At 47.0% G+C, this 4483-nt stretch carries 3 protein-coding genes; 2 read left to right on the forward strand and 1 reads right to left on the reverse strand.

What is annotated here, in order from left to right; translation table 11 throughout:
* Nucleotides 1–531 (forward strand): UvrB/UvrC motif-containing protein (locus tag AB1466_06520; protein MEW6189737.1); only part of this gene is annotated, 531 nt, incomplete at its 5' end.
* Nucleotides 532–677: 146 nt separating this feature from the next.
* Here the strand turns inward: AB1466_06520 and AB1466_06525 are convergent.
* Entirely contained in the window at nucleotides 678–878 is a 201-nt protein-coding gene (locus AB1466_06525; protein MEW6189738.1) for a hypothetical protein, read from the reverse strand.
* A 141-nt stretch (nucleotides 879–1019) separates the two neighbouring features.
* On the opposite strand from AB1466_06525, the gene uvrA reads away from it, so the two are divergent.
* Nucleotides 1020–3872 carry an excinuclease ABC subunit UvrA gene (uvrA, locus tag AB1466_06530; GenBank protein MEW6189739.1) on the forward strand — a complete coding sequence of 951 codons (2853 nt, stop codon included), beginning with the start codon at nucleotides 1020–1022 and terminating at the stop codon, nucleotides 3870–3872.
* The last annotated feature ends 611 nt before the right edge of the window (nucleotides 3873–4483 follow it).

Raw genomic sequence — 4483 nt, forward strand, 5'->3', positions numbered from 1 at the left:
GATGTCCTTGTGGGAATAAACCTCCTGAGGGAGGGTTTGGACTTGCCGGAAGTATCCTTGGTGGCCATCTTGGATGCGGACAAGGAGGGCTTCCTGCGTTCCGAGAGATCGCTCATTCAGATCATCGGTCGAGCCGCCAGAAATGTCAGTGGACAGGTCATTCTGTACGCGAGTGAAGTCACGGAATCCATGCAAAGAGCTTTAAACGAAACCAATCGCAGAAGAAGACTTCAGATGGAATATAATCGAAAACACGGCATTGAACCGGAGACCATTAGGAAGGCGATCACCGATATCTTACAGGCGGCGAGGATATCGGAATCACCGAAGCTATATAGATACAGGCGAAGGTATCAAGAGGAAATCTTATCGATGCCCAAAGATGAGATCGAGCGTTTGATTCACAGCCTTGAGGAAGAAATGAGGGCAGCCGCCGAGGAATTGCAGTTTGAGCAGGCAATCGAGCTCAGAGATCAGATAATGGAGCTAAAGAAGGAGCTTGAAATAATGAATGCGAAGAGAAAAGCTTAATTACGGGAGGATTTGAGACTGGGTTTTGATTTTATCATTCGCAAGCAGAATATTCTACCAACTATCTTCATATTACTTCTTTTGGTTTTATTCGTTGCCTGGTTTGCACCTGCGGAGCGGACACTTGGGAATTTGGTAAAACTAATTTATATACACGCCGCCATATCCTGGATTGCTCCTTTGGTAGTATTGCTGGTGTCAAGGACTGGAAGGGTAGTACATCCGCTCAATCCCATTCTCGCTTCCTCGGGGCTCAAGATTAAAATCTGCTCGGGGATAATTGCCTTAATCCTTTTGGCAATTGCACTCCAGATAGCCCGGTGGTTGCGAGAATCCGGTAGATCCATTTTGCCACACTAAATGGATTATAAGCAGAGTCACGGGTCATGAGTCAAAGGGTAAAATTCCCATGACTCTTGACCTATGTCATTTTTATAACTCGATTTGTTATCATAAAGAGAGATAAATTTATAAATGAGTTGAGAAGAATGGCCGACAAAATCATCATTCGAGGCGCAAGGGAACATAATTTAAAGAACATAAATGTCGAACTCCCCAGGGATGAGTTCATCGTGATGACCGGGATTTCCGGATCCGGAAAGTCGTCTCTGGCTATCGACACCATCTATGCGGAGGGGCAGAGGCGCTATGTGGAATCTTTATCCGCCTATGCCAGGCAATTTTTGGGTCAGATGGAAAAACCCGATGTGGATTTAATCGAGGGGCTGTCCCCAGCCATCTGCATCGATCAAAAATCCGCTCCCAAAAATCCTCGTTCCACAGTGGGAACGATCACCGAAATCTATGATTATCTGCGTCTTTTATATGCCAGAATCGGGACCCCCCACTGCCCGAAGTGTGGAAAGGAAATCGCTCAGCAGAGTTCTCAGCAGATAATCGAGCAGATAAGCACTCTTCCCTTGGGAACTAAGTTTCAGATATTGGCCCCTGTGGTGAGGGGGAGGAAGGGTGAATATAGAGAACTGCTTGAGAGGTTAAGAAAGGAAGGTTTTGCCCGGGTCCAAATAGATGGGAGGATTTATGGACTCGATGAGGACGTAAGATTGGACAGGGATGTCCGCCACAATATCGATGTAGTCGTCGACCGATTGATAATGAAGGAGGGGGTTGAAAGAAGGCTGGCGGACTCCATCGAGACCGCTTTAAACCTGGCCGATGGGATCGTAGCCATAGAGATCATCGATGGTAAGAGGCAGGACTTTAGCATCCATTTTGCTTGCATCGATTGTGGGATAAGCTTTGAGGAGCTTTCCCCCAGGATGTTCTCGTTCAATAGTCCCTATGGTGCCTGTAGCTATTGTGGTGGATTGGGTACGAAGATGGAGGTAGATCCCGATTTGGTGGTTCCCAACCCCGATTTATCCTTGCGCGAAGGCGCTATAGCTCCTTTCTATCACACCAGGGTGGATTTTTATCCCAAAATAATTAGAGCGGTGGCCGAACAGTATGGAATTGATATGGATACCCCTTGGAGGAATTTGGAGGATTGGCAGAAGCAGATCCTCATGTACGGCACCGGTGACGAGCAGGTCTATGTAAGATACCGGAGTCTCACGGGGAGGATTAGAAGCTATTATACTTCCTTCTCCGGGGTCGTTTCCAATCTCAACCGACGCTATAGAGAAGCCGAATCGGACTACGCTCGGGAGAAGATTGAACAATATATGAGCGTAAGCCCCTGTCCTCGGTGCAAAGGAGCGAGACTCAAACCAGAGAGTCTGGCAGTGACCGTCGGTGGACTGAACATATATGAGTTTACACAGATGTGCGCCAAGGAGGCTTTGAAGTTCACGGAGAAGCTCAAAGCGAGTTTGAGTCCAAGGCAGATGCTGATCGCACAACGGATCATCAAGGAAATTCAGAATCGACTGAAATTCATGATAGATGTTGGATTGGATTACCTCACACTGGATAGATCCGCGGCAACCCTGGCTGGTGGTGAAGCTCAGCGCATCAGGCTAGCTACTCAGATCGGATCGGGACTCGCGGGTGTCCTTTATATTCTCGACGAGCCGAGTATAGGGCTCCATCAGAGGGATAACCGGCGTCTAATAGAATCCCTCAAGAGATTGAGGGATCTTGGAAATACCATAATCGTGGTCGAGCATGATGAAACCACCATAAGGAGTGCCGATTTCATCGTGGATATCGGACCGGGAGCTGGAGAGCACGGTGGGAAAATCGTGGTCACCGGTGGAGTTGAGGATTTAATCCGATGTCCTCAATCGATAACCGGAAAGTATTTGAGCGGGGAAAGAAGGATTCCAGTTCCTCCCGTTCGAAGAAAACCTAAGGGTAAGTATCTGACCATTAAGAGTGCATGTGAGCATAATCTTAAAGATATCGATGTCCCCATTCCCTTGGGACTCTTCGTGTGCAATACGGGCGTTTCCGGCTCCGGCAAGAGCACGCTGGTCTCGGATGTTTTGTATAAGAGCTTGGCAGCGAAACTATATAAGTCGAAGGAAAAACCCGGGAAGCACGAGGGCGTAGAGGGTCTTGAATACATCGATAAGGTGATAAATATAGATCAATCTCCCATTGGAAGGACACCTCGCTCCAACCCGGCTACCTATGTGAAGGTTTTTGATGATATCCGACGTGTCTTCGCCGAGGTACCCGAGGCGAAGATAAGAGGATACAAACCCGGGAGATTCAGTTTTAACGTCAGGGGCGGGCGTTGTGACGCCTGCCAGGGTGATGGAACGATAAAAATAGAGATGCATTTCTTACCCGATATTTACATCCCCTGCGAGGTGTGTAAGGGAAAGCGCTATAATAGAGAGACCTTAGAGGTAAAATTCAAGGGAAGAACCATCGCCGACGTTTTGAACATGTCCGTCGAAGAAGCCTTAAAGTTCTTTGAAAATATTCCCAGTATCAGAAGGCGCCTTCAAACCCTCTACGATGTGGGTTTGGGTTACATCAAGCTCGGTCAGCCCGCTCCCACTCTATCCGGTGGTGAGGCTCAGAGGGTGAAGCTCGCCGCCGAGCTTTCGAAGAAGGCTACTGGTAGAACCCTGTACATTTTGGATGAGCCGACCACCGGTCTGCATTTCGCTGATATCGAAAAATTGCTGGATGTTTTGAACCGCCTTGTCAATCAGGGAAATACCGTCCTGGTCATAGAGCATAATTTAGATGTGATAAAGACCGCCGACTACATAATCGATTTGGGACCTGAAGGTGGAGAAGAGGGAGGCTATGTGATTGCCACCGGCACCCCCGAACAGATAATGGAAAATCCTAAGTCCTACACTGGACAGTTTTTGAAGCTTGTTTTGGAGCCAGTGGCTGCTAGGCAAGTAGCCAGCAGCTAGCTTCTAAGTGGTAATATACTACTCAAGGATCAATCCCCCCAGAATATCATCCGAACCATAAGGATCGTATGTCACGCACAAGGGTGATATTGAAACGAACATAGGTTCGTAGGAATAAAAGACGATTGAACAAGGGTTAAAACAAGATTATAAGGGAGAGCTGGAGATCGTCATAGATGATGAATCAACAGATTGAACTTTTGAGATAGCCAATGAGTACGCCACCTGCTATTCTAATGTTAATGTGGACTCAGTTAAGAGTGGTAGATATCCTCGCATTATAAGCGATAAGCTATTGGCATGAAATATGGACAAATGAGGATGATAGTTTATCAAATTTGAGATTGGATTCATCGCCTCAGGCCCTCCAAGCATATCGAGAGTGGATCGCAAGTGCATTTTTTGTGACGGAGCTCTATTTTTCCACTTCCCTGCCAAAATCCCCAAAATAGAGGTCGATTCCATCTTGCTAGACTCCTTTCTCAAGTAGAGTTCCGTTTATTGGTGATTGAAAAATTTTGAGATAGAAATGGGACCCAATCTTTGGTAGTTTGGATTGTGTTAAGAAAACCAACAACCAAAGAAAGGGGTCCCAATGGAGAGTTTAGCAC

Source organism: Actinomycetota bacterium, from assembly GCA_040755895.1.
Classification (GTDB): domain Bacteria; phylum Actinomycetota; class Aquicultoria; order Subteraquimicrobiales; family Subteraquimicrobiaceae; genus Subteraquimicrobium.

What these genes read in the sequence shown, in the direction of transcription:
- uvrA (MEW6189739.1), top strand. Translation starts at nt 1,020, where the DNA reads ATGGCCGACAAAATCATCATTCGAGGCGCAAGGGAACATAATTTAAAG.
- AB1466_06525 (MEW6189738.1), bottom strand. Translation starts at nt 878, where the DNA reads ATGGATCTACCGGATTCTCGCAACCACCGGGCTATCTGGAGTGCAATT.